This window comes from Rhizobium sp. RM, assembly GCF_013390595.1.
Lineage (GTDB): Bacteria > Pseudomonadota > Alphaproteobacteria > Rhizobiales > Rhizobiaceae > Agrobacterium.
In genome coordinates this window covers 1-24408 of the sequence record NZ_JACAWV010000022.1, presented here as the reverse complement: position 1 = coordinate 24408, position 24408 = coordinate 1, and the positions used below count along the sequence as shown (strand labels likewise).

The 24408-nt window shown below is 59.7% G+C and carries 29 protein-coding genes and 1 tRNA gene; 20 read left to right on the top strand and 10 right to left on the bottom strand.

Going from position 1 to position 24408, the window contains the following annotated elements:
* Positions 1-124 precede the first annotated feature (124 nt).
* Entirely contained in the window at positions 125-835 is a 711-nt protein-coding gene (locus HWX89_RS16550; RefSeq protein WP_138795047.1) for a hypothetical protein, read from the bottom strand.
* 188 nt (positions 836-1023) lie between these two features.
* On the opposite strand from HWX89_RS16550, the gene HWX89_RS16545 reads away from it, so the two are divergent.
* From HWX89_RS16545 to HWX89_RS16525, 5 genes are all read left to right on the top strand, one after another.
* The gene (locus HWX89_RS16545; RefSeq protein ID WP_138795048.1) at positions 1024-1290 is read left to right on the top strand and encodes a hypothetical protein; all 267 of its coding nucleotides are present in this window, start codon (positions 1024-1026) and stop codon (positions 1288-1290) included.
* A 28-nt stretch (positions 1291-1318) separates the two neighbouring features.
* Positions 1319-1540: a hypothetical protein gene (locus HWX89_RS16540; RefSeq protein WP_138795049.1), complete on the top strand. Its 222-nt coding sequence runs from the start codon at positions 1319-1321 to the stop codon at positions 1538-1540.
* Between the two features lie 373 nt (positions 1541-1913).
* Entirely contained in the window at positions 1914-2150 is a 237-nt protein-coding gene (locus tag HWX89_RS16535) for a hypothetical protein (RefSeq protein ID WP_210271514.1), read from the top strand.
* A gap of 87 nt (positions 2151-2237) precedes the next feature.
* On the top strand, positions 2238-2480 hold the full coding sequence (locus HWX89_RS16530; protein ID WP_138795050.1) for a hypothetical protein: 243 nt from the start codon (positions 2238-2240) through the stop codon (positions 2478-2480).
* Positions 2481-2583: 103 nt separating this feature from the next.
* A tRNA-Ser gene (locus HWX89_RS16525) sits at positions 2584-2673 on the top strand.
* A gap of 95 nt (positions 2674-2768) precedes the next feature.
* Here HWX89_RS16525 and HWX89_RS16520 read toward each other — a convergent pair.
* The 4 genes from HWX89_RS16520 to HWX89_RS16505 all read right to left on the bottom strand — a co-directional run bounded on the left by HWX89_RS16520 (position 2769) and on the right by HWX89_RS16505 (position 5207).
* A complete protein-coding gene (locus HWX89_RS16520) occupies positions 2769-3023 on the bottom strand; it encodes a hypothetical protein (RefSeq protein ID WP_138795051.1) in 255 nt (84 codons plus the stop codon).
* A 16-nt stretch (positions 3024-3039) separates the two neighbouring features.
* Positions 3040-3258: a hypothetical protein gene (locus HWX89_RS16515; protein WP_138795052.1), complete on the bottom strand. Its 219-nt coding sequence runs from the start codon at positions 3256-3258 to the stop codon at positions 3040-3042.
* 83 nt (positions 3259-3341) lie between these two features.
* Complete coding sequence (locus tag HWX89_RS16510) at positions 3342-3629, bottom strand: hypothetical protein (RefSeq protein WP_138795053.1); 288 nt, start codon at positions 3627-3629, stop codon at positions 3342-3344.
* Positions 3630-3767: 138 nt separating this feature from the next.
* Entirely contained in the window at positions 3768-5207 is a 1440-nt protein-coding gene (locus tag HWX89_RS16505; RefSeq protein WP_138795054.1) for a coniferyl aldehyde dehydrogenase, read from the bottom strand.
* Positions 5208-5358: 151 nt separating this feature from the next.
* On the opposite strand from HWX89_RS16505, the gene HWX89_RS16500 reads away from it, so the two are divergent.
* Both HWX89_RS16500 and HWX89_RS16495 read left to right on the top strand, forming a co-directional pair.
* A complete protein-coding gene (locus tag HWX89_RS16500; protein ID WP_138795055.1) occupies positions 5359-5970 on the top strand; it encodes a DUF2239 family protein in 612 nt (203 codons plus the stop codon).
* The gene (locus HWX89_RS16495) at positions 5967-6881 is read left to right on the top strand and encodes an alpha/beta fold hydrolase (protein WP_210271437.1); all 915 of its coding nucleotides are present in this window, start codon (positions 5967-5969) and stop codon (positions 6879-6881) included. Before HWX89_RS16500 ends, HWX89_RS16495 begins: the two co-directional genes overlap by 4 nt.
* 18 nt (positions 6882-6899) lie before the next feature.
* On the opposite strand, the gene HWX89_RS16490 is transcribed toward HWX89_RS16495, so the two are convergent.
* The gene (locus tag HWX89_RS16490) at positions 6900-7802 is read right to left on the bottom strand and encodes a LysR family transcriptional regulator (protein ID WP_138795056.1); all 903 of its coding nucleotides are present in this window, start codon (positions 7800-7802) and stop codon (positions 6900-6902) included.
* A gap of 137 nt (positions 7803-7939) precedes the next feature.
* Here HWX89_RS16490 and HWX89_RS16485 point away from each other — a divergent pair, with 137 nt between their 5' ends.
* From HWX89_RS16485 to HWX89_RS16435, 11 genes are all read left to right on the top strand, one after another.
* Positions 7940-8713: an SDR family oxidoreductase gene (locus tag HWX89_RS16485; RefSeq protein ID WP_138795057.1), complete on the top strand. Its 774-nt coding sequence runs from the start codon at positions 7940-7942 to the stop codon at positions 8711-8713.
* Positions 8714-8781: 68 nt separating this feature from the next.
* Positions 8782-9051 (top strand): hypothetical protein, encoded by a 270-nt coding sequence (locus HWX89_RS16480; RefSeq protein ID WP_138795058.1) that lies wholly within the window; start codon positions 8782-8784, stop codon positions 9049-9051.
* A gap of 117 nt (positions 9052-9168) precedes the next feature.
* Positions 9169-9351 (top strand): hypothetical protein, encoded by a 183-nt coding sequence (locus HWX89_RS16475; protein ID WP_138795059.1) that lies wholly within the window; start codon positions 9169-9171, stop codon positions 9349-9351.
* Between the two features lie 324 nt (positions 9352-9675).
* Complete coding sequence (locus HWX89_RS16470) at positions 9676-10758, top strand: septal ring lytic transglycosylase RlpA family protein (RefSeq protein WP_138795060.1); 1083 nt, start codon at positions 9676-9678, stop codon at positions 10756-10758.
* Positions 10759-10837: 79 nt separating this feature from the next.
* Positions 10838-12010: a D-alanyl-D-alanine carboxypeptidase family protein gene (locus tag HWX89_RS16465; protein WP_246705230.1), complete on the top strand. Its 1173-nt coding sequence runs from the start codon at positions 10838-10840 to the stop codon at positions 12008-12010.
* A gap of 77 nt (positions 12011-12087) precedes the next feature.
* Positions 12088-12759 (top strand): dTMP kinase, encoded by a 672-nt coding sequence (gene tmk / locus HWX89_RS16460; RefSeq protein ID WP_138795062.1) that lies wholly within the window; start codon positions 12088-12090, stop codon positions 12757-12759.
* Complete coding sequence (locus HWX89_RS16455) at positions 12756-13781, top strand: DNA polymerase III subunit delta' (protein ID WP_138795063.1); 1026 nt, start codon at positions 12756-12758, stop codon at positions 13779-13781. The genes tmk and HWX89_RS16455 overlap by 4 nt, the downstream gene beginning before the upstream one ends.
* Before the next feature lie 104 nt (positions 13782-13885).
* Complete coding sequence (gene metG, locus HWX89_RS16450; protein ID WP_138795064.1) at positions 13886-15436, top strand: methionine--tRNA ligase; 1551 nt, start codon at positions 13886-13888, stop codon at positions 15434-15436.
* Positions 15437-15441: 5 nt separating this feature from the next.
* Positions 15442-16224, top strand: coding sequence for a TatD family hydrolase (locus tag HWX89_RS16445; RefSeq protein ID WP_138795065.1), 783 nt, complete (start codon positions 15442-15444; stop codon positions 16222-16224).
* A 3-nt stretch (positions 16225-16227) separates the two neighbouring features.
* Positions 16228-17052: an MBL fold metallo-hydrolase gene (locus HWX89_RS16440; protein ID WP_138795066.1), complete on the top strand. Its 825-nt coding sequence runs from the start codon at positions 16228-16230 to the stop codon at positions 17050-17052.
* Positions 17053-17073: 21 nt separating this feature from the next.
* On the top strand, positions 17074-18855 hold the full coding sequence (locus HWX89_RS16435; RefSeq protein WP_138795067.1) for a chloride channel protein: 1782 nt from the start codon (positions 17074-17076) through the stop codon (positions 18853-18855).
* On the opposite strand, the gene HWX89_RS16430 is transcribed toward HWX89_RS16435, so the two are convergent.
* The 4 genes from HWX89_RS16430 to HWX89_RS16415 all read right to left on the bottom strand — a co-directional run bounded on the left by HWX89_RS16430 (position 18852) and on the right by HWX89_RS16415 (position 21358).
* Positions 18852-19349 carry a DoxX family protein gene (locus tag HWX89_RS16430; protein WP_138795068.1) on the bottom strand — a complete coding sequence of 166 codons (498 nt, stop codon included), beginning with the start codon at positions 19347-19349 and terminating at the stop codon, positions 18852-18854. The genes HWX89_RS16435 and HWX89_RS16430 overlap by 4 nt on opposite strands.
* On the bottom strand, positions 19346-20128 hold the full coding sequence (locus HWX89_RS16425; RefSeq protein ID WP_138795069.1) for an HvfC/BufC N-terminal domain-containing protein: 783 nt from the start codon (positions 20126-20128) through the stop codon (positions 19346-19348). The genes HWX89_RS16430 and HWX89_RS16425 overlap by 4 nt, the downstream gene beginning before the upstream one ends.
* Positions 20125-21006 (bottom strand): MNIO family bufferin maturase, encoded by an 882-nt coding sequence (bufB, locus tag HWX89_RS16420; RefSeq protein WP_138795070.1) that lies wholly within the window; start codon positions 21004-21006, stop codon positions 20125-20127. Before bufB ends, HWX89_RS16425 begins: the two co-directional genes overlap by 4 nt.
* Before the next feature lie 64 nt (positions 21007-21070).
* Positions 21071-21358 carry a BufA1 family periplasmic bufferin-type metallophore gene (locus HWX89_RS16415; RefSeq protein ID WP_138795071.1) on the bottom strand — a complete coding sequence of 96 codons (288 nt, stop codon included), beginning with the start codon at positions 21356-21358 and terminating at the stop codon, positions 21071-21073.
* 561 nt (positions 21359-21919) lie between these two features.
* Here HWX89_RS16415 and HWX89_RS16410 point away from each other — a divergent pair.
* Positions 21920-23470: a TerC family protein gene (locus HWX89_RS16410; RefSeq protein ID WP_138795072.1), complete on the top strand. Its 1551-nt coding sequence runs from the start codon at positions 21920-21922 to the stop codon at positions 23468-23470.
* 136 nt (positions 23471-23606) lie between these two features.
* The gene (locus HWX89_RS16405) at positions 23607-24179 is read left to right on the top strand and encodes an ATP-binding protein (protein WP_138795073.1); all 573 of its coding nucleotides are present in this window, start codon (positions 23607-23609) and stop codon (positions 24177-24179) included.
* The last annotated feature ends 229 nt before the right edge of the window (positions 24180-24408 follow it).

The window sequence follows — 24408 nt, the reverse complement described above, 5'->3', positions numbered from 1 at the left end:
CCGCCCGAACTCTATGGGTCGGAACTTTATCGAGATGGCGTTACCAAGTGGTTTATGAAGGGTATCCGGATTCCATAAAATGCGACTTTTCGAGCACATTGCGGGACGGGGCTTCCCGCAGTATTCAGCCTTTATTGAGGCGGGCCTCGACATAAGTTTTCAGTGCCTGGTCGAGTTTTTGCCATTGCGGCAAGAGGCGTGCGGAAAAGCGGTAGAAGATCGTCAGGTCCTGACCGGCGCGAATATCCCGCTGGCAATCGTTTCCTGTTGATTCCTCGGGCTTTTGCGGCAAAAGGCAGCGCACCACGAAGTCGGTTTCGCCGTCACGCTTTCCAGTCAGAATGACTTCCTTGCCGTAACCGGAATCGGCTTTCAGGCGGTGCAGTATCAGGCCGTAACGCAGGGGCAGGGGCTCTCCTTCCGCCAGCCGCGCGTAGATCGGCAGGAAGCGGCCGGACATATCCTCCGACATGGTGCTGCGCGATATCTGTATGAAGATAAGGTCGGCCGTGCTGTCCGGATTATCGAAAACCTTGCGATTCGCTTCGCCATATCCGCCGAAATCCGGCCAGGTCAGATAGAGATCGACCCGATCCGATTCGCCATCCTGGCGCTGCGCGGGCACGCGGATGGTGTTTTTGGCAAGCTGCAGCCTGTCATTGCCAATGGTAACGGTGACGGGATCGGTCGAGGTCGTGTGCCCGGCATTGAGTATCTGCTCGCCGTACCAGCCCGCCGCAAACCACAGCGCCGCCAGAAGAACAAGGAACAGGGCTGCAAAAGCGGAGAGCACGAGGCGGAAACGGGAAGAGAAGAAGGGCGTTTCGTTCTGCATGGGCCCCTCAAGACGTCCACGGCGATAAAACTGTCCGGAAAGATCGACGCGACCGCAGCCGGCAAACGCGTCTGCTGGCCGCAGAGGACAGGGGATTCGGCCACTCTTTACTCTTAACGTCCGGCCCGAACCATTGAAATGCCCATTCGTCGCTGCTACCTGACCTTTGACAGTAAAAAGGACGGCAAATGGCAGCGCGCGACAGATATTCCCGGAAACTCGAATGTTCGAAGTGCGGCCACCAGGGTTTTGCCGAAGCCTCGGAACTGGATGACAAGCGTTTGCCGGATGTGGACTTCCGCATTGACGAGATGCCGAGGGGGTTTCGCGCCGAGCGTCCTTCCGGCAATCCTTCCGAATACATGATACGCTGTGCGCAATGCGGCAATATATTCCGCTTCCTGCAAAAGACCGCCTATGCACCGGGCGGCGAACCGCGTGCGAGAGCGCGCTGACACGCACTGAACGAAGGGCAGGAGAAAAATGGCTGTCGACCAAGGCCCACCACCCCCGCCACGACCACCCCGCAAGAAAGCCATGTGGCCGTGGATCGTGCTGCTGGTTCTGACGCTATGCGCGATCTATTCCTATAACCGGGCCACGGAAATCATCGCCGAGCTTTCCGATACGCTGCCGCCCGCCATTATCGATCTCTTCGAAGACCTGCTGCGTTATGATGGGCACCGTCCGGGCATTGACGTCTGAGGCATATGGCAGGCTTGAAACACGCAAGCCCGAAATAAAAAAGCCCCGCGATAAGCGGGGCAAGGTTGATCGCTCGGGGAAAGTTGGGCAATGCCCGGGAGCGATGAATAATGAATAGCTCATTATGTCGTGGATGAGATAGGTCACATCCGTCCCAATCGGTACGCTTTGCTAAAAAACATGTCAGCACCCCCGACCCATCGGGCAAGGCGGGTTTGCGCGCCCGGCTATTTGCCGCTGAAAAGGGCGTTTTGCGGCACCGCGCTGCGCAATTTCGTGCCACTATGATACAAAACTGTCTCACACCTTGATATATTAACTATCACTTAATCAATGACTTGCGGAAGCAAGGCAGTAATGGCAATCTGCCGTCATGCAGCAAATTCAACCCCCACGTTTTGCAGTTGACCAGACGGCCCGGATCGCCGAATGCCGGGAAACGTTTATTGCTGCCGCGCGGGCCCTGATCGTCAATGCCGTGGCAAATGGCTGGCGGGAGGAAGAGGCGGCGCTGGCGCTGGCCGATGCTGCCGACGATTACGTTCTCTACCTTGCCTCGACACCCGTTTCGAACCGCAAGCCGGCCAATCAGAACAAGCTTCCCGCCTGAAGAACGCCTGGCAGATGCCGGCCCGTTTCCCTTGCATTGCAAAAATCCGACACCGTTTCCGGCATAAACGGTTGCAATGGCGCGGGGATGGTCGCAGGTTTGCACGCGGCACCGGATTTGCCCGGTCGCCTCGAATTGCACACATTTGGACATATCATCACGCCCATGCGCAGACGAATGGACAAGTCGGGTTTGGTTTTTGTCGGGCTTCTGCTGGTACTGATCGCGATCGTGCTGAGCATCGCCTTCTTCGAAACCAGCCAGCAGATACCGGCCGTCCCCACAGGACAAGGCTCCCTCCTGCCACCGGGCACCACGCCGGGGCAATAAGCTCTTCGCAGATCACCGGTGGATTATGACGGGGCGGGGCGCATCATGGCGTTAGCGGGATTGACGGCTTTTTTCAAACCGCTATAAAGCCTCACCACTGCAGGGATGGGTGTCCGAGTGGTTTAAGGAACCGGTCTTGAAAACCGGCGTGCGTGAGAGCGTACCGTGGGTTCGAATCCCACCCCATCTGCCATATTTCTACGCCCGTCGCAGATGCGAAGCTGTAGAGTTCCCATCAAGGCCTTATTTTGCTGCGAGACGTGACCTCCACCGAGCAATAGCCGGAGGTTACTTCGAGAGAAACGGCTTCCCTTGCCCCTTTCCCCATGTGAAACCAGTTAGAAGTTCTCTTGTCCACAAAAGCATTTCTGTGGATTTCTCGATGGGCATAGGATGCTGTTCACGCAGGTAGAACTGAGCTTCTTCAAGACGAGATAAGAACTTTTCTTGGACGCCTGGGTTGGTCTCTTCAAGTGTTTGAACGACGCAGGTGGCAAGAATGACGACGCCTTCCTGAACTCCGCGTATGTCTTCCTCTGTCATTAATATCTCCCGTTTTTTATCGAGTTTGGTCTTCAGCGATCAACCCTATGTGTTCATTTAGGAAATCAGATATTTTCTGCGCCTCCTCGTAACTGGTGCCAGCCTTCAGACGGAAGTCAGTATTGTTTTTGAAAAACGCCAGATCATCACCGCCATGCGGATCAACGAAGATGAATGGCGTACCATCTCCAAATTCAGCGACGCGAAATCTGGGCTTTGCGGTTTTCAATGCCATTAGGGTTTCCTCCTTGCTCCACGGACACAATGCACGCCTTCCCCGAGGAATCATTACTCGAAAATGCGTGCTACATCCGCGTTTTAGCCGGTGACGTCATTGATCTGTTGCCATGAGGTCTGGTCGAGTGCGCCGTCATAACGTCCTTCCATAACCGGACTGACAACTACGTTGACCCTTCCCGGATGGGCCAGTGCAACTTGTTGCATGCCGCCTATAATCAAATTGCGCTCAGCAAAGTTGGCGCGAGTAATGTAGAGCGTAGTGAGTGGACGAACCCATTGATAGGGCTGGATGACAGCCAAAAGAGCATCAACAATTGCATCTCTATCAATGCCGTCGGCTACGTCCCACGAAACAACGATGTGCATAGGAACTCCTGATAAAAAATATCTTTGGTTGTATCATTATTTCGTATCAACCCGCATAGATTTAATCAAATCGGAAATCGAAGTCCGTCGCTCATACCCACAACCGCAAGCCAGTGGTGCGCAAGCGCGATCCCTGAACTATCTTTTCCCACCCCTCCGCCCCAGCAAAAACGCTAAAGACGCATCTGCCAATCTGCCAAATGGTGGGCGGAGCAGTTTGGGGAGGTTCCAGCGGCTTTGGATGAAGATGCCTTTGGCGTGGCTCATGGTGCGGAAGCCTTCTATGCCGTGGTAAGCGCCCATGCCGCTTGGGCCTATGCCGCCGAACGGGAGGTCGTCCTGGGCGACGTGGATCATGGTGTTGTTGATGCCGACATTGCCTGATGTGGTGGCGCTGAGCAGCGTCTCACAATCGGCATCCCGCGTACCGAAATAATAGAGCGCCAGCGGGCGGGGGCGGGCGTTTATGTGGGTAATGACCTGATCGATGGTCTGCCATGTCCGCACGGGCAGGATCGGCCCGAAGATTTCCTCCTGCATCACGGCCATGTCGTCGGTCGTATCGAGAATGAGCGTGGGCGCGAGGGTTTTGGGCCTGTCGGCAGCAGACTGGGGTTTGACGCCGACCTCGAGGATGCGGGCGCCTTTCTGTCGTGCGTCGTCGATCAGGCCCGTGAGGCGTTGATAATGCCGGTCGCTGATGATGGAGGTGAAATCCTTGCCCGTCGGGCCATCGGGGTAGGCGCGGGCGACGGTGCCATCATATCCCGCAACGAAGGCATCCAGATCCTCCGCATGCACGAGGGCGTAATCCGGGGCGACGCAGGTTTGCCCGGCATTCGACAGTTTGCCGAACACCAGACTTCCAAGCGTATGCCTGTCAACGTGACCGCGTGCGATGATGGCGGGGCTTTTGCCGCCCAGTTCCAGCGTGACCGGCACGAGGTTTTCACTGGCGGCCTTCATGACCATGCGGCCGACCTGCGTGCTTCCGGTAAACAGCAGATGATCGAAGGGAAGGCGGCTGAATTCGGCACCGGCTTCCGGCCCACCCAGCACCACCGAGACCTCCTCGGCGGAAAATGCCTCTGCAAGCATGGTGCGGATCAATTCGCTGATGCGCGGCGTCAGTTCGGATGGTTTCAGCATGGCGCGATTGCCAGCGGCAAGGGCCGTGGCAAGCGGGATCATCGTTAGCGAAAACGGGTAGTTCCACGGCGCCATGATGCCGATGACACCCTTTGGCTGATAGGCCACGGAGGCATGCCCGCCTTGATAGAGGATATCGACATGGCGGCGCTCCGGTTTCATGAAGCGGGGCAGGTTGCGGCTGAGATAATCGATCGACTGGATAACGCCGACCAGTTCCATGAGATCGGTTTCGTGGTGCGAGCGATGGCCGAAATCCTGGGAAATGGCATTGCCAATTGCCCGACGATGGGCAAGAACGGCAGCGCGCAGCCGTGAGAGCCGCGCCCTGCGCAGCGCAAGATCGGGCGGGCCATCCTGCAGAAACGCCCGGCGCTGACGCTCCAGCACATTCATCATATCCAACGTTATTTCTTCGGCTTGCGTCATGGCATCCAACCCCTGGGCTTTGCATGGTTCATAGCATCCGTCCGCTCATGCCACGAGAGGCAGTTTTCCACGCGTCTATTTTACCCGGATAGAATTGACGGGATAATTATACCCGGGTATTAATCTGCGCATTCAGTTGAGTGAGCGTGCCATGCCCGATACCCAGACCAAATCCTGCACAGCATTTTCCGGCCATACGATGATGGCAAAGGGCGCTCTTGCAGACGTGGCCGTTGCGCTGAAACGCGCCGGCGACGCGACGGACAGCCTGCTGGTGTTTGACGATGCAACGGGCCGCATCATCGACCTTGATCTCCGCGGCAGTGAGACAGAGGTGGTGCAGCGTCTGCGGCAGATGTCGCAGGCACCGGAGATATCAGGGGAGGCGCAGGACCAGAAGGGTCGGGGGCGGCCGAAACTCGGCGTTGTCGCCCGCGAGGTGACATTGCTGCCGCGACAATGGGAGTGGCTGGCGGCGCAGCCGGGCGGCGCCTCTGCGGCGTTGCGGCGTCTGGTGGACGATGCCCGCAAGGCAACGCAGCCACGCCAGCAGAAGCGGCTTTCACAAGAGGCCGCCTATCGGTTCATGCACGCCATGGCCGGAGATCTGCCCGGTTACGAGGACGCGACACGCGCTTTGTTTGCCGATGACCTGAAAGCGCTGGAAGGACGCATCGTCACCTGGCCTGACGATATCAGGGCTTACGCGTTGCAGCTCGCCTGTGTGCCAGCCGATGCCACGAACGGGCCGAGTGAGACATGACCCTGACGATCACCAAGGCCAATGGCATCGAGATTGCCTGGGAGAGTTTCGGCAATCCAGGTGATGAAACGTTCCTGCTGATTTCGGGCCTTGGCACACAGATGATCCGCTGGACGACAGGCTTCTGCGAAGGGCTGGCGGCGAGGGGCTACCGGGTCATCCGTTTCGACAATCGGGATGCCGGCTGCTCCACGCATTTCACCAGCTCTGCCGTGCCGGATTTCGCCGCACTGGCGTCCATGCTGATGGCCGGAGGCCAACCCGTCGTGCCCTACAGGCTTGATGACATGGCAGCAGATGCAATCGGTCTTCTGGATGCTCTTGATATCGAGCGGGTGCATGTCGCAGGACGTTCGATGGGCGGCATGATCGCGCAGATCATGGCGAGTGAGAATGCCGCGCGGACCCTGTCTCTCACCTCGATCATGTCGAGCACCGGCAACCCGGCCTTGCCGCAGGCCGCGCCCGAGGTGATGGCGATGATGATGCGTCCGGCGCCCGATCCCGCTGTCGATCCCGATGGCTTTCTGGCGGTGCGGCTTGCCTTTGCGCGGAAGATCGCCGGAACGGCCTGCCCGTTCGACGAAGCATCGCTTGCGGCAATCCTGATGGAAGAGGCAAGGCGCAGCCACGATCCCGCTGGCGTTGCGCGGCAGATTGCTGCAATGGCCGTAGCAGGCGACCGGCGGGCCCGTCTGGCAACAATCACGGCACCGGCACTCGTCATTCATGGAACGGATGATCCGCTGATCCTGCCCGCCTGCGGCGAGGAAACGGCGGCCTCGATCCCCGGTGCGCGCTACATGCCGGTGGAGGGCATGGGCCACGACCTGCCCGATCCATTCGCCGAGGTGGTGATCGACGCGATGTGCGATCTGGCGAGCAGCAGCTCCCGGCGTCCGGGCGCGTGATACCTCACATCCGTCTGCCTAAGCCAGAAGCTGCCGCTTCAGCAGGGCTTCCAGCCAGTCCGCGAAGACCTGCAGGCGGCGGGAGAGGTGTTGGCGATGGGGGTAGAGCAGGGCCATGGGCATGGCTTCGGCACGGTGGCCGGGCATGACTTCGACCAGTTCACCGGCCTCCAGGTGGGCGCGCACGTCATAAGCCGGGATCTGGATCAGGCCGAGGCCGGCGAGTGCGCAGGCGATATAGGCTTCGGCGCTGTTGGCGGTGACGCGGCCACGCATGGCTTTGGTGCGCAACACACCGTCCTCCATCCACTCCCAATCCTCGACCCGGCCGCTGGAGGGTGAGGCGTAATTCACCGCCCAGTGACGTTCAAGATCGTCAGGTGTCTGCGGCTTTCCGTGGCGGGCGACATAATCGGGGCTCGCAACGTTGATGAGCGGCAATCTGCCGATCGGTCGTGCAATCAGCCCGGAGTCGCGCAACGGCCCGACGCGCAGCACACAATCGACGCTGTCTTCAATGAGGTTGATGGCCCGGTCAGTGACACCGAGATCGATGTCGATCTGCGGGTAAAGATCGAGAAAGCCGGGCAGGGCAGGCGCGATGATCAGCCGGCCGATGCGGCCCGGCACGTCGATCCGGAGACGGCCGGATGGTTGTGCCGCCGTCTGGCGGAAGAGGTTTTCCGTCTCCTCGACATCGGCGATGACCCGCTGGCAACGCTCATAGAAGGCAACGCCATCCTGTGTGGGTGAAACGCTGCGCGTGGTGCGGTGAAGCAGCCGCGCACCGACACGTCCTTCCAGCTCCTGCACCGCTGCCGAGACCGAGGACCGGGGCACGCCAAGCATATCGGCGGCGCGGGTGAAGCTGGAGCATTCAACAACACGCGCAAAGATGCGGAAGAGGTCGATACGGTCCAAGATGCGGGCACCTTTATTGTGCGGATTTCCTGACAAGTGATGTCAGAACGACTGCCTTTATCGGCCAATCCTAGACGATATGGTTCCTGCATGAAAGCGGTCGCAATGCGGCCGCCCATTGGCAAAGGAGGCCACCCATGACCGATCACAGCATCAAGGGCAAAACCGTAATCATTGCCGGCGGCGCGAAAAACCTGGGCGGGCTGATTGCCCGCGATCTGGCCGCGCACGGCGCGAAAGCCATCGGCGTGCACTATAACAGCGCCGCCACCAAGGCGGATGCCGAGGCAACGGTGGCGGCCATCAAGGCGGCCGGTGCCGAGGCTGTCGCACTTCAGGCAGACCTGACGACGGCTGGCGCGATGGAACGGCTGTTTGCCGATGCGGTCGCCGCCATCGGCCGGCCGGACATCGCCATCAACACCGTCGGCAAGGTCCTGAAAAAGCCGATCCTCGATATCTCCGAGGCCGAATATGACGACATGAGCGCGGTCAACGCCAAGACGGCCTTCTTCTTCATCAAGGAAGCGGGGAAGCACCTGAACGACAACGGCAAGCTGGTGACGCTGGTAACCTCGCTGCTTGGCGCCTATACGCCATTCTATGCGAGCTATGCCGGCACCAAGGCGCCGGTGGAGCATTTTACCCGCGCCGCCTCCAAGGAGTTCGGCGAACGCGGTATCTCGGTGACCGCGATCGGGCCGGGGCCGATGGATACGCCGTTCTTCTACCCCGCTGAAGGCGCGGATGCCGTGGCCTACCACAAGACGGCCGCCGCACTTTCCGGTTTTTCGAAGACTGGCTTGACCGATATCGCCGATATCGTGCCCTATATCCGCTTCATGGTTTCCGATGGCTGGTGGATGACGGGCCAGACCATTCTGGTCAACGGCGGTTACACCACCAAGTGACATCACGGCGCGGCCTGTCCATCCAGGCAGGCCGCGTTCTTCAAGAGGGTAAAGGGCGAGGGCAAGACATGCACATGGTATCAGTCATCGGTGGCGGCGCGGTTCTGTTGGGTCTGTTTGCCCTGTTCGGCAAACTCTGGGGTGGCGATACCGCTGGCATCGTCACCGGGGCGAAATGGTTCGTGCCCGTGTGGCTGGTCATGTCGCTCGCCAACATGACGGTTGGGGTGACCAAAGCCGGCTACACGATTGCCCAGGAACTGCCGATCCTGCTCGTTGTGTTCGCCGTGCCGGCCGTTCTGGCGGCAGGGCTGATCTGGCAACTGGCGAAGACGTGATGGCTGGCGGTGCTGCGGCAGCCAATTCGTTGTCTGACAAGCATCGATAAGCGGTTGAGAGTTTCAATCCTGCCTTTATAAAATCCTTCGGAAATATGATTCTCGAAGGGGCTATTTATGTGGATTGAAGTCACCGCTGTTGGCAACAGTCAGAAGTTTGCAATCAACTTCGATCACGTGCTGCAGATCCTGCCTTTGGCACAGGGCGCGATGATCGTTCGTGGACCGAACGACCGTGTTCAGGTGATGGAAAGCTACGACTATCTGGTGGCCCGTCTGCACGCTGCAACATCGAAATAAGGCATTTCAGGCCAATCCGGGCCATGTGTGCCGCAAAAATCCCGCCGGATTGGCGGGATAGGGTGTCTTTACACCAATTTTCCCGTTAAATCACTGTAATCAAAGCGCTTTATGCAGAAAAGGCCACCGTGAAGATGGTTCATTTTGCAACACTTCATTAACCACGTTCGTTACAATTTTATCGATTTTGCAGAAGTCGTTCGCATTTTCGCCACGTTATGCACAAGATTAAACGACTGTTAGGTGCTTCGATGGCAGGGGCAATGCAATCGAAGTAAAAGAGGGTGCGGTTCACCGACCTGCAAGCAGCGTGGGACAGACGATTTGAATTCTCCGGTTAAGAAACTCGGCATCAACGCCAAGTCGGGCGTTAAGTTGCTTGCGATTTCCGTGCTGTGCGCTGCGGCAGCGTCGTGCTCGACCACCTCAGAAACCAAACCGAAGCAAAAGCGCAGCAAAGAGTATTTCTCCGAATCGGAATACGGCGTGAAGGCCAGCCCGCGTGTGGCTGATGGCCACAACATTCCCAAGGGTGGCGGCCGCGAACTGGTTGGCAACGCCTACACGGTGAAGGGACGTCGTTATTTCCCGAAGGAAGAGCCGGGCTACAACAAGACCGGTCTTGCATCCTGGTACGGCTCCGCATTCCACGGTCGCCTGACGGCGAACGGCGAAGTCTACGACAAGGAACACCTGTCTGCCGCCCACCCGACATTCCCGCTGCCCAGCTATGCCCGCATCACCAACATGGAAAACGGCTCCTCGGTTCTGGTGCGCGTCAACGATCGCGGTCCTTTCCATGAAGGACGCCTGATCGACGTTTCCAGCAAGACCGCAGACCTTCTCGACATGAAGAGAACCGGCACCGCGAATGTGCGCGTACAATATGCCGGACGTGCGCCGCTCGACGGCCATGACATGCCTTACCTGATGGCCTCGTACATTCCGAAGGGCTCGCGCGCTCCAGGCGTTGCACCTGAAGGCCAGATCGCAACCGGCGTGATGGTGGCTTCGGCCTCTCCGAATTTCGTTCCCGTTCCGGCGTCCAGCCCGTCTTACAGCGGCTCGACCCAGACGGCGCTGGTGGGTTCCAAGAAGAATGCCGCCCTGCAGGCCATGCCGCTGGTCAACAGCGCGCCGCAGACGTTTGAGCAGTTCGTCGTTCTGCCGGAAATCGGTCCGTTCCTGGCCGAGCGCCCGGATGGTGACTTCCTGCGTGCGCCCAACGATCCCGGCGGTCATTACCTGCGCGTTCCGACGCCATCGTCCAAATATGCCGCCGCCTATTCCGAGGAAGCGTCCGTTTCCAAGGCATCTCAGGCCTTCGACAGCGTTCTGACAGATCGCGGTGCGCTCAACGAAGAGTCCATTCTCGCTTACGTAAAGCGTCAGAACGCGAAGCGCTGACGGTCAAAGTGAATTTTCTGCCGCCGTTATCTGAACGGCGGCCATGCGGGGCGACATGGGCGGTGATCTGGGCGGCGATCTGGGCAAGGCATTCCAACGGTCATTCTTCCGGCTTTCCGTTGTGCTTGCAGTCGCTGTTGCCGGCAGCACAGGCGCTGGCGCCCAGACAGCCCCCTTCATTGCCAAGGCCGAACAGGCCTATATGATCGATGCCGAAACCGGCACGGTGCTTCTGACCCAGAATGAAAGCCAGAATTTCCCTCCCGCATCGCTTGCCAAGCTGATGACGGTCGAGGTGATGCTGGATGCGCTGAAAAAGGGCGAGGTTTCCGCCGAGACGCAATATCCCGTTTCCGAATACGCCTGGCGAACGGGCGGGGCGCCCTCCAGAACCTCGACGATGTTCGCGCAGCTCAAATCCTCCGTTGGCATCAACGATCTCCTGACCGGCATCATCGTGCAGAACGCCAATGATGGCTGCATCATCGTGGCCGAAGGCATGGCGGGATCGGATGCGGCCTTTGCAAAGCGCATGACGACACGGGCGGCAGAACTTGGCATGAACCGCAGCACCTTTGCCAACTCCACCGGTTTGCCCGACCCCGGCAACCAGACAACGGCGAAGGACATGGTGCGGCTCGCCCAGCATCTGCATGATACCTATCCGGATCAGTACGGGCTTTTCACCAAGCCGGATTTCGAATGGAACCGGATTTTCCAGCGCAACAAGAACACGCTGCTGGCGCTTGGGGTCGGCATTGACGGCATGGGCCTCGGTTTTGCCGAAGGCAGTGGCTACGCCGCCGTGGTTTCGGCCGGGCGTGATGGACGGCGCGTTTATCTGGCGCTTGCCGGCATTGCCGACGAAAAGACCCGTCAGGAGGAAGCCCGCCGGGTGGTGGACTGGGGCCTGACGAACTTCGAAAAACGCCACCTCTTCGCAAAGGGGGAGGCGGTCGGCTCGGTCAGCGTCTATGGCGGCGATGTCTCGCATATCGATCTGGCGCCGGGTGAGGACATCAGCGTGCTGGTGCCGGTCAACAATCCCGATCGGCTTTCCGGCCGCATCGTCTACAACTGGCCGCTTCGCGCGCCGCTGGAAAATGGCGCCAATGCCGGCACGCTTCGGGTATTTTCGGGCGAACGGCTGCTGCGCGAAGTGCCGCTTTACGCCACCACGGCGGTTGGCAAGGGCACCCTGACCCAGAACGCCACGGGCGCACTGAAAGAACTGCTGCTCTTCTGGCTTTGAACGCGGCTGTTTTACAAGCCGGCGATATGGTCTAAACAGAACCCGGATTCAAAAAGAAGACTGCACAGGAAATCGCTTTGTCTGAAAAGACCGGATTGTTCATCAGCTTTGAAGGCGGCGAGGGAGCCGGCAAGTCGACGCAGATTCGCACGCTTGCCGAGGCTTTGCGCAAGCGTGGTCTCGATGTGATCGTGACGCGGGAGCCGGGCGGCTCCGCAGGCGCCGAGGCGGTGCGGCATGTGCTGCTGTCGGGTGCGGCAGAATCATTTGGCGTTCGCATGGAGGCCATTCTGTTTGCCGCAGCACGCAACGACCACGTCGAAGAGGTGATCCGTCCGGCACTGAACAAGGGTGCCGTGGTGCTCTGCGACCGCTTTCTCGATTCCTCGCGTGTCTATCAGGGTACCACAGGCAATCTGGAACCGGACTTCATCGAGACATTGCAGCGCATCGCCGTTGATGGCCTGGTACCCGACCTGACGCTGATCTTCGACATCGCCGCTGAAAAGGGTCTGGCACGCGCGAGAAAGCGCGCCGATGAGGGGGCAACGCCCGATCGCTTCGAAAAGGAAGAGATCGAGACGCATGAAAAGCGCCGCGAAGCCTATCTCGATATTGCGCTTGCCGAACCGCGCCGCTGCCGCATCGTCAATGCCGATCAGCCGGAAGAGCGCGTCACCGACGACGTGATGTCCTTCGTCGAACCTCTGCTGGAGCGGTTCAGGGAAACCGCGAGCGAGACACCATGAGCGAGGTTCAGGGCGTTCTCGACGGCGCCATCGCTCCGCAGCAGAATACCAGACTCTTCGGTCACGCCGAGGCGGAAGCCTTTCTGGCGCAATCCTACCGGTCCGGCAAAGGCCACCATGCCATTCTGATCGAAGGTCCCGAGGGTATCGGCAAGGCGACGCTGGCCTTCCGTTTTGCCAACCATGTGCTGAGCCACCCCGACCCGGCGCTTGCGCCGGCCGAGATGGCCGATCCGGACCCGCAATCGCTGGTCAGCCGCCAGATCACCTCCGGTGCCTCGCACAATCTTCTGCATCTGACACGCCCTGTCGATGAAAAGACCGGTCGGGTGAAATCCGCCATTACCGTGGACGAGGTGCGGCGGGCAGGACACTTCTTCTCGCAGACCTCGGGCACCGGCAACTGGCGTATCGTCATCATCGACCCGGCTGACGATCTGAACCGTAACGCCGCCAACGCGATCCTGAAAATTCTCGAGGAGCCGCCGAAACGGGCGATGTTCCTGGTTCTCTCGCATGCGCCGGGAAAGCTGCTGCCGACCATCCGTTCGCGCTGCATGCCGCTGCGCATGCTGCCGCTGTCCGACAACGACATGGTCCGGGCGCTCGACAATCTCGACATCAGCACCAGCGGCGAAAAGCGCGATGCGCTGCTTGCAGCCTCCAAGGGCAGCGTGGCGCAGGCATTGAAGCTGGTGAACTATGGCGGCAGCGATATCGTCGAGGTATTTTCCGAGGTGATGACGGCGGAAGGCCCAGCAGCGCGCAAGCTGATGCACAAGCTGGCAGACGTGCTGGCGCAGAAGGACGGCGATGTCATTCTGGGCTTCTTCATGGAACATGCCACCGAAGCGCTGATGGATCAGGCGAGGGCGCTGGCGATTGCCGGCGACATCAATGCTGCAGAGCGGCATGCGCGACTTTCTTCCACGCTTTCGGAGCGCATTACGGTCGCAACCGCCTACAATCTCGACAAGAAACAGATGGTGCTGTCCATCCTCGAAGACATTCGCGGCGTCTGAAACCGATAGATCGTACAAATCGTGCGGCTTTCGCTTTCGCTGGTGCGAACAATGGTTTAAGAGCGGTCTATCCAAAAAACAGTCCGCAAAGCCGATCGAGCGTCATGACAGACAAGACACCTTTCTACATCACCACCGCGATTTCCTACCCTAACGGCAAGCCGCATATCGGCCATGCCTACGAGTTGATTGCGACCGATGCCATGGCGCGCTTCCAGCGCCTGAATGGAAAGGACGTCTTCTTCCTGACCGGAACCGACGAACACGGCCAGAAGATGCAGCAGACGGCCCGTGCCGAAGGCATCACGCCGGAAGAACTGGCGCAGCGCAACTCCGACCAGTTCCGCGAAATGGGCAAGCTGCTCAACGCCTCGAACGACGATTTCATCCGCACCACGGAAGAGCGTCACCACGAGACGTCGCGCAACATCTGGAACCTGATGGCCGACAATGGCGATATCTACAAGGATAGCTACGCCGGCTGGTATTCCGTTCGCGATGAAGCCTATTACGCCGAAGACGAAACCGAAGTGCGCGCCGATGGCGTTCGCTACGGGCCGCAGGGCACGCCGGTGGAATGGGTGGAAGAGGCAAGCTACTTCTTCAAGCTGTCCGAATATCAGGACAAGCTGCTGAAGCTTTATGAAGACCAGCCCGACTTCATCGGCCCGGCCGAGCGTCGCAACGAAATCATGTCCTTCGTCAAGTCGGGCCTGAAGGATCTGTCGATCTCGCGCACGACCTTCGACTGGGGCATCAAGGTTCCGAACGATCCCAAGCACGTCATGTATGTGTGGGTCGACGCGCTGACCAACTACATCACCGCGACCGGCTACATCGAAGACAAGAACGGTCCGCGCGCCAAATACTGGCCGGCCGACGTGCACATCATCGGCAAGGACATCATCCGCTTCCACGCGGTCTACTGGCCTGCCTTCCTGATGAGCGCCGGTCTGCCGCTGCCCAAGCGCGTTTTTGCCCACGGCTTCCTGCTCAACAAGGGCGAGAAGATGTCGAAGTCGCTCGGCAACGTTGTCGATCCGGTCAATCTGGTGAACCATTTCGGTCTCGACCCGGTGCGTTACTTCTTCCTGCGCGAAGTTTCCTTCGGACAGGACGGCAGCTACAGCGAAGAAGGCATCGCCACCCGCATCAATGCGGACCTTGCCAACGGTATCGGCAACCTTGCCAGCCGCTCTCTGTCGATGATCGTGAAGAATTGCGACGGCCAGATCCCGACGCCCGGCGCCTTTAACGACGAAGACAAGGCGATGCTGGCTTCCGCCGATGGGCTTTTGGCCATCTGCCGCGAGGAAATGGACAAGCAGCTTATCCATCGCGCGCTTGCCGCCATCATTGCCGTTGTTTCGGAAACCGACCGTTATTTCGCCAGCCAGGAACCCTGGGCGCTGAAAAAGACCGACCCGGAGCGTATGGGCACCGTGCTTTACGTAACGGCAGAAGTGGTGCGCCAGATCGGCATTCTGCTGCAGCCGTTCATGCCGGAATCGTGCGACAAGCTGCTGGATCTGGTGGCAGCACCGGCGGACAAGCGCGACTTCGCAGCGCTTGGCGAAGCTGGCCGTCTGGTACCGGGCACGCCACTTGAAGCACCGAAGCCGGTCTTCCCGCGTTACGTGGCGCCAGAGGCTTGAGCGCCATGCTGATCGATACCCATTGCCATCTGGATTTTCCGGACTTCGATGCTGAGCGCGACGAGATCATCGCCCGCGCTCACGCGTCCGGCGTCAGCCAGATGGTGACGATCTCGACCAGAGTGCGGCGTCTGCCGGAACTGCTGAAGATCGTCGAGAAATATCCGTCCGTGTTCTGCTCTGTCGGCACGCACCCGAACAGTGCGAACGAGGAGCTGGACATTCAGGCCGAAGACCTGATCCGGCTGGCCAACAGCCACGACAAGATCGTGGCGATCGGCGAGGCCGGGCTCGATTATTTCTACGATACGCAGACGCCGGAAGACCAGAAAACCGGTCTGTTGCGCCATATCGAAGCTGCCCGCGTCACGAAACTGCCGCTCGTCATTCACAGCCGCAGCGCCGATGAAGACATGATTTCGATCCTGACGGATGAAAGCGGCAAGGGGGCTTTCCCCTTTATCCTGCATTGCTTCTCGGCCGGGCCCGAACTTGCCCGGGTGGGCGTGGAGCTGGGCGGCTACGTCTCCTTCTCCGGCATTCTGACCTTCCCGAAATCGCAGGATATCCGCGATATCGCCGCGACCGTGCCGCTTGACCGGCTGCTGGTGGAAACCGATGCGCCGTACCTTGCGCCGAAGCGCTGGCGCGGCAAGCGCAACGAGCCGTCCTATGTCGTCAACACGGCAGAGGTTTTGGCCGAGGTGCATGGCGTTTCCTATGAGCGCATGGCCGAAATCACCACGGAAAATGCGTTTCGCTGCTTTTCCAAGATGACAAGGGTGTGAGGCGTGGCAGGCTATCGGCGCCGTTTTACCGTGCTCGGATGCGCTTCGTCGCCCGGCGTACCGCGTATCAACGGTGACTGGGGCGCCTGCAACCCCGACAACCCGAAGAACCGCAGGACGCGCGCCGCCTTCATGGTGGAGCAGATTGCCCCCAATGGCGGCAAGACCACGGTTGTCATCGACACCGGACCGGATTTTCGCCAGCAGATGATTGCCGCGAAGGTGGAGGCCGTGGATGCCGTGCTCTACACGCACGCCCATGCCGACCATCTGCACGGCATCGATGACCTGCGCATCTATTTCGCCCTGCAGAAGAACCGCATTCCGATACTGGCCGACCCGGTGACGATGAAGCGCATTCATCAGGGTTTTGCCTATTGCCTGGAAACACCGCCGGGCAGCAACTATCCACCGATCGTCGAGCCACGGCTGATCGAGGACATTGCAAAGCCTGTCGTGGTCAAGGGGGCAGGTGGGCCGATCACCTTCCACGCCCACATGCAGCAGCATGGCGATGTGCATTCGCTGGGGTTTCGCATCGGCAACGTCGCCTATTGCACCGATGTAAGCGATTTTCCGGCTGAATCGCTGCCGAAGCTTGCGGGCCTCGATGTGCTGGTGATCGATGCGCTGCAGTATCGTTATCACCCGAGCCATCTGTCGCTGGAGCAGTCCCTCGACTGGATCGAGCGGATCGGCCCGAAAAGAGCCATCCTGACCCACATGCATATTCCGCTCGATTACGATACGGTGATGCGTGAAACGCCTGATCATGTTGAACCGGCTTACGACCAAATGCGTTTCGAGGTCGAGATCGAAGCCCTCTGATACCGCCTGCAAAGGAACATCATGTCGACCAAGCCTTTCCGTGCACCGAGTATGGCAAGCTTTTTCGACAATCTGCGTGCCAGCCGTCTGCGCGCCATGTTCCGGCGCGGCGAACTGGGGCTTGTGGCGCTTGCGGTTGTCATTGGCATTGCCGCCGGTCTTCTGGTGTCACTGATCGGTGCCTTGAGCACGGCGCTGCATGTTCTGGTCTTCGGCGTCGAGCGTTTAAGCAGCAGCGATCTCTCCGGGCGGGTGGTGCTTTTGGGGCCGATGATCGGCGGCGTCATTCTCGGCATCATCCTCTTCATCCTGTCGCGAACCCGCAAGAAACCGATGGTCGACCCCATCGAGGCCAATGCGCTGCATGGCGGGCGTCTGTCGCTGACGGACAGCATTCTCGTTTGCGTGCAGAACATCGTTTCCAACGGTTTTGGCGCCTCCGTGGGGCTGGAGGCCGGTTACACGCAGATCGCCAGCGGCGTTGCGTCGAAGCTTGGCATCAAGCTGAAACTGCGGCGAGGGGACATGCGTATCCTCGTCGGCTGCGGGGCGGCGGGTGCGATCGCGTCGGCCTTCAATGCGCCGCTAACCGGGGCATTCTACGCCATCGAACTCATCATCGGCACCTATACCGTCGTCACACTGGCACCGCTCATCGTGTCCGCACTGGTTGCCACTGTCGTCACCGGCCTGATCGGCGGGCATGGGCTGACCATCGATGTCTTCGACGCAAACCGGGTGACAGCACCCGATTACGTGCCGACGATCATTCTCGGCATTCTCTGCGCGGTGATTGGCATCGGCCTCATGCAGGCGGTATCCTTCATCGAGGAAACGGCCCGCAAAAGCGCCATTCCAAGCTGGCTGCGCCCGGCAATCGGCGGCACGGCGGTCGGTGCGCTGGCGCTGATTTCGCCACAGGTTCTGTCCAGCGGCCACGGCGCGCTGCATCTCAACATCGATGCCGACCTGCCGTTTTACGCGCTGGCGGGCCTGTTCCTGCTGAAAGCCGCAGCCAGCGCCATCTCCATCGGTTCGAACTTCCGTGGCGGCCTGTTCTTCGCATCGCTGTTCATGGGGGCGCTGCTGGGCAAGATCTTCGCGATCTGCGCGCCCTATATCGGTTACGGTTCGACATCGCCGATCGTCTACGCCGTGATCGGCATGAGCGCCTTTGCCGCCGCCATCATCGGCGGGCCGCTGACCATGACATTCCTGGCGCTGGAACTGACCGGAGACTTCCAGATTTCGGTTCTGGTGCTGGATGCCGTCATCACCACCTCGCTCGTGGTGCGAACGACCTTCGGCTACTCCTTTGCCACATGGCGTTTCCACCTGCGCGGCGAGAGCATTCGCAGCGCCCATGATATCGGCTGGATACGCGACCTGACGGTTGGCAAGATGATGCGTGCCGACATTCGCAAGGCCAATGTCAGCATGGGGCTTCCAGCCTTCAAGGAGAAGTTTCCGCTGGGTTCGACGCAGCGTGTCATCATGACCCACGATGACGGACGTTATGCGGGCATCGTGCTGGTGCCGGAAATCTACGCCGACCCGATGGACCGCGACCCTGAAACCATCAGCCTTGAAACCTATCTGCAATACAAGAACGACGTGCTGCTGCCGACCATGAACGCCCGCCAGGCCGCAGCCGCCTTCGATGCTTCCGAGAGCGAAGCGCTCGTCGTCGTCAACGACAAGATCGAAAACCGACCCGTCGGCCTGCTGACCGAAAGCCACACGCTGCGCCGCTACAGCGAAGAACTGGAACAGCGACGCCGCGAGGCATCCGGCGAGCTTTAGGACCGGTGGCCATTCAACAGCGCATCCAGCGCGATCCTGCCACCGCCATAGACCACCAGGGTCAGTGCCATGGCGGCCCAGGGCAGGTGGAAATTGGCCCAGCCGTCTGGAACGGTAAGCTGGATCACCGCCGTCATGACCAGCAGACCCAAGGCGGCGTAACGGGTGAAAAGGCCGAGAACCAGCAGCACGGGCAGAACGAGTTCGGCAATGCCGGATGCTGCCGCCATGACCAGCGGCATGGGGTAGGGGATAAGGCTGCCGAAGATATGCAGCCTGAATTCCTGTTCGAACAGATATCTGGCGCCGGTTGATAACGTCAGAAATCCGTCCCACTTGGTCAGTCCCGATTTGAAGAACGGAATTGCCAGGCCAAGCCGCAGCGCCAATAGCGGCAATGATTGCGGAATGGAGGCAAGCAGGCATTCGGCGTGGCGATGAAGTGCTGTGAGCGCGCCACCGAGGCTGCGTGTGGAGGCAAGGTCTGTGGTCATGGAAGGTCCCCTTCACGGTGTTCAACGGCGCTGAAGGCGCCAAGGCCGATCAGGCCGATCAAGGCCGATCCGAAATCAAACGACGATGTTTCCGCCAAGGCGGTCTCGGCTGCTTCGCCAAGGCGTGCGCCTGCAAGCAGGCGCGCCGCGAAGGCGGCATCTGCCGGTGGCAGGACACTGATTTCGACCTGCATGGCCGGCCGCATGACAAGCACGGTTTCCGCCCGCCAGTTTTCAACCGGTGTCACCGTTTCGCCCTGGTGGGCGCTCCAGATGCTTCCGGCTGGAAACGGCGACTGCACGAGCTGGGCGGAGGGATGCGGGACAAGCGCCCTGTTGAGCAGGTGTTCGGGCGAAATGGCGGCGAGCCGTGCGACCTCAAGCGGCACTCTGTCTGCCGCGTGATAGGCCCTCGTCCACGCCACCTCGACCCGCGCTACATCCGCGAGATAGGCAAGAGACGCCGCAGGCGGAAAGGCCGCGATAAAATCCGGGAAATCATCTCCATAATGCATGATGAGCGGTGAGGGCGGCTTGTGATCGGCGGCATAGGCACGCGCCATGCCGGCAAAGAAGTCAGCGCCGACAAGCCGTCTTGTCACCGGAAAGCGCTGCGCCAGCGCCGTTGTCAGCCCGACATAGACATTGTTGCGATAGACGGCAAACCGTGCGGGATCGGCAGCCCCCCGCGCTGTGGTAATGCCGTGCGGAATCGGCTTGTCCGGATGGAGGAGGGCGGCGGCAAATGCGTTCTGGCTTTCAAAAAATCCCATGGTCATGCCGCCCTGATGGCGCGGCGCTTCAGGGCCGCTTCGTTCAACATCGCATCGGCGCGCACCGCTTCTGCCTGAAGCGTGGCAAAGTCCGGCACGTCGTTGTCCCATTCGATCAGGGTCGGCAAGACGCCGCTGCGCGAGAGCGTATGCCGGTAAAGCTCGACAACGTCAGACCTGACTTCGCTGCCGTGGGCATCGATCAGCAGCCGGTCTCCGACGCCATCGACGGTCTCGTCATAACCGGCAAGGTGGATTTCACCCACCAGTTCGACCGGGAAACGGTCGATATAGGCAACGGGATCAAGGCGATGGTTCACAGCCGAGACCATGACATTGTTCACATCAAGCAACAGCCCGCATCCGGTTCGGTTGGCGATGGCGGTGAGGAAATCCACCTCGTCGATGGTGCTTTCGGAAAACAGCACATAGGTCGAGGGATTTTCGAGCAGCAGTTGCCTGCCCAGCCATTGCTGGGTCTCATCAACATGGGCGATGACCCGCGACAGCGTTTCGACCGTGTAGGGCAAGGGCAGGAGATCGTTCAGGAAACCGGTGTCATGGGTCGACCAGGCCAGATGCTCCGAAAAGCTCTGCGGCCGGTAGCGATCGACAAGTCCGCGAAGCCGTTTCAGATGCTCGGTGTCAAGATCGCGGGCTGCACCGATCGACAGGCCGACGCCATGCAGCGACAGCGGATAAAGCGCTGCAACGGCTTCAAGATACCGGTGCGGCGGGCCACCGGCCCCCATGTAGTTTTCGGCGTGGACTTCGAAAAAGCCGATATCCGGCCTCGTCTCCAGAATTGTTTCATAATGCTCCGGCTTGAGGCCGAGGCCGGCGCGAGGTGGCAGGACGGTGGCGCGGTCTGCTGAAACGGTCATTGCTGGTCTCCCGGTTTTGACGGATGAGGGGAGGCCCGGCTAGCGGGCCTCCAGTTGTCGCAGCTCAGCTTTTTGATGGTTCCAGCATGCCCTTGTGGCCATCCACGTTCATCGTGGTGCAGGTGCCGGCGGGAACAGCCTTCCAGGCGTTGCCCTGGTAATCCATGGTGGAGGTTCCGGCGCAGGTGGTGCCGGCGCCGGCAGCGCAATCATTCTGACCCTTGAGGGCAATGCCGTAGCATTTCTCGTTTCCGGCCATCTGTTCCGGTGTCAGCGGTGCAGCAAAGGACACGGATGCGACGGCGCTGGCGAGCGAGCCTGCCAAAGCGAGGGTGAGCGTGGAACGGTTCATAAGTGATCTCCTCTTCAACGTCCGCAGGCCGTTCATCGGCTGCGTATGTCTGTATTCGGGCGATCACGGCCGGATGTTTCACCGGTTGCAGACACGAGTTCGTGAAGGCGATGTGTGCTACGCACAGGCGCCGCCGGCTGCGGCGTAACGGCGACAACGATGCCTGTTGCAGCCGCACCGGTGCGATGGGTGAGGGCGGTTTACCTATCGCGAAGATTGCACTTCACGGAAAGTTTATGGCCGTAAAAACGCCTGTTTGCGCGCAGAAATTGTCAATTCCCGCCCCTTGCTGCGGTCGCTGAGACGAAACCCGCTTTTGTTGCCGCCGCAAATCTGCTAGGTCCGCCAACACAAGATTTGACTGATAACGGGATGTTTTACCCTTATGCCTGACGAAGGCGACAGTAGTAGCGACAGTAGTCGACACCGAACGAGGCTGGCTTGCGAACCGCTAAGCCAGCCTCGTCCTTTCTTGTTTTTCTCAACACGACGGGTTTTCGCCACGGATGGTTTGTCCGGGGCTTTTTGCGTTTGCGCCCGTTCCCATAAAGGCCCCTGAACATGGAATTCCTTGCAGATCCGAACATCTGGATCGGCCTCGTTACGCTTATCGTTCTCGAAGTGGTTCTCGGTATCGACAACCTCGTCTTCATCGCGATCCTTGCCGATAAGCTGCCACCGCATCAACGCCACAGGGCGCGGCTTATCGGCCTGTCGCTGGCGCTGGTCATGCGCGTTCTCCTGCTGTTTTCGATCTCGTGGATCGTGACACTGACCCGTCCGCTGTTCACCATCGCGGATTTCTCCTTCTCCGGCCGGGATATCATTCTCATCCTTGGTGGCGCGTTCCTGCTTGCCAAGGGCACCATTGAACTGCACGAGCGGCTGGAAGGCGCGCACAAGCCCAAGGAGGGCAAGGTCGTTCATGCCGTTTTCTGGCAGGTGATCGTGCAGATCGTCGTGCTCGATGCGGTCTTCTCGCTCGACAGCGTCATTACCGCCGTTGGCATGGTCAACAATCTCTGGGTCATGATTACCGCCGTCTGTGTGGCCATGGCCGTGATGATGGCAGCGTCGAAGCCGCTGATGTCGTTCGTTTCGAAACACCCGACCGTCGTCATTCTGTGCCTTGGCTTCCTGCTGATGATCGGTTTCAGCCTGATTGTCGAAGGTTTCGGTTTCCATCTGCCCAAGGGCTATCTCTATGCCGCCATCGGTTTTTCCGTGCTGATCGAAGCGGCGAACCAGATCGGCAGGCGCAATCGTGAAAAGCGCATCACCGCCGGCGACATGCGCGAGCGGACGTCAGACGCCATTCTGCGGCTTCTGGGCGGCCGGGTCGGCGAGCAGCCGCTTGGCGAGACCGCCGATGTGATTGCCGAACAGGCAGCGCGCGGCGAGCTGTTCAAATCCGAGGAAAAGGACATGATCCGTGGCGTGCTGACACTGGGCGAACGCCCGGTTGTTTCCATCATGACGCCGCGCACCGAACTCGACTGGCTGGATATCGGCGCCGATCCTGAGGTGCTGAGACACCGCCTGCTGGAAATCGACCGCTCGCGGCTGTTGCTGGCGGATGGCAAGCTCGATGCCTTCCTTGGCGTTGCTGCAACGAAGGATCTGCTGCGCGATCTTCTCCGCGATGGAAAGCTCGATCTCGACCATTCGTTGCGCGAACCGCTTGTCGTGCATGAAAGCGCCACGGCGCTGCAGGTCATGGAACAGATGCGCAAATCGCCGCTGCAGATGGCCGTCATCATCGACGAATACGGTACGCTGCAGGGCATCGCCACACCGACAGACATTCTCGAGGCGATTGCCGGCGAGTTTCCGGAGGAGGGCGAAGAACAGCTCATTTCAGAGCAGGCGGAAGACGGTTCGTGGATCATCGATGCCGCTGTCGACGTCAGACGCGCATCCTATCTTCTCGATATCGATCTGGTCGACGATGCCGACCGTTATTCGACTGTCGCGGGCTATATCCTGTGGCGTCTCAACCGTCTTCCAGACGTTGGCGAACGTGTTTCCGGCGATGAATTCGAGTTCGAAATCGTCTCGCGTTCGGAACGCAACATCGAAAAAGTCCGGGCCTGGAAGCGCGTTCCGGTCTGAAAGATCGGCGCGGCATGGGAGCCCCATTGCCGCGCCAAACGCGTTGCACGCTTGTCTGCCACCCGGTGATTGAGCCCGACGGCGAGCCGCGTTAAAGCAGCATCCTCTTGCAGAAACATACCCAGGACCAAAGCCGATGACGACTTTACCGCGCATACACATCACCGGAGCGTCCTGCTGCGGCGTCTCGACGCTCGGCGCGGCGCTATCGCAGCGGTTTTCCGTACCGCAGCTCGATGTCGATGATTTCTACTGGATGCCGACCGATCCGCCATTCACCACCAAACGTCCACCACAGGACCGCGTACGGCAGATGCAGGAACAGCAGGCTGCACTGGCTGGCTGGATACTGACCGGTTCATGCATGGTCTGGGGCGACGCCCTGATGGACAACATCGATCTCATCATCTTCCTGCACACGCCAACGCCAACAAGGCTTCAACGCCTCGACGCACGCGAGAGCGAACGCCACGGCACACGCATCCTGCCAGGCGGCGACATGCACGAGACCCATCAGGCATTCCGCGACTGGGCATCACGCTACGACGACCCGTCGTTTACGGGACGCAACCTGGCACAGCACGAGCGCTGGCTGAGCAAACAAACCAAACCCACACTGCGACTTCAGGGCGAAGAGCCAACAGAAGACCTGGTGCACAAAGTGGAAGACGAGCTGTTACGTCACAGCTTACATCAGAACGCAGAATAACGACTGAGGGGCTTAAAACGCCTGAAAAGACCGTAATCCAGCCAATTCAGCCTGTTCCAGCACCTACAAAAGTTCCATAATCTATCTTATGCGATCTTTGTGTGTAAGGGCTATTTAGTAATGCGACAGTTGGGCCAGTTAGAGATGCGACAGTCTCGCCTCTCGACGCACTGGTCAAAGCCAACGTTGGGAGCAAGGATGACGATCTTCAGCCTGGTCGAGACCATGA